Consider the following 458-nt stretch of genomic DNA (forward strand, 5'->3'; position numbering starts at 1 on the left):
ATTTTATTTGTCGTGTCAAATAAAACTTGTCCTCCTTTATGAAGTAAAAGTAGTCTAAAAACTCTATACGCTTCATAGATTGCCTTTTTCCAATCATCAATAGTTCTAGATTCAACTTCAAATGGTGTTGTCATTTCTTTAATTAGAGAAAGCAAATCTAAATCAATATCATCAATGTTTTTGAAAAACTCTTTATTTTTAGCTCGACTGAAAATCATCAAAGAAATACATTCTTCTGTAATTGCAGCTCTAGCACCATCTTCAATTCTATCTATATTGAAATTACTTTTTCTTTTTCTTCTCATCATTGAGCGAGTACAAGGAGACCAATCTAACATAGCTGCAAAAGTAAAATGAAAAATATCATGGTAACGGTATCCGTCATGAGAATACGAATTGTCGTCGATGGTATCACCGATTTGAATATTGTCTATAGTAACTTTTACTTGAGGATAGAT

Annotated in this window: 1 protein-coding gene; it reads right to left on the reverse strand. The window is 30.8% G+C overall.

What is annotated here, in order from left to right; all coding sequences use genetic code 11:
- Positions 1 to 458: nucleotide pyrophosphohydrolase (locus tag GOQ24_RS16040; RefSeq protein ID WP_160340157.1), on the reverse strand; the 458-nt coding region annotated here is incomplete at both ends.

The sequence above is a fragment of the Myroides sp. LoEW2-1 genome, assembly GCF_009767705.1.
Classification (GTDB): Bacteria; Bacteroidota; Bacteroidia; order Flavobacteriales; family Flavobacteriaceae; genus Flavobacterium; species Flavobacterium album_A.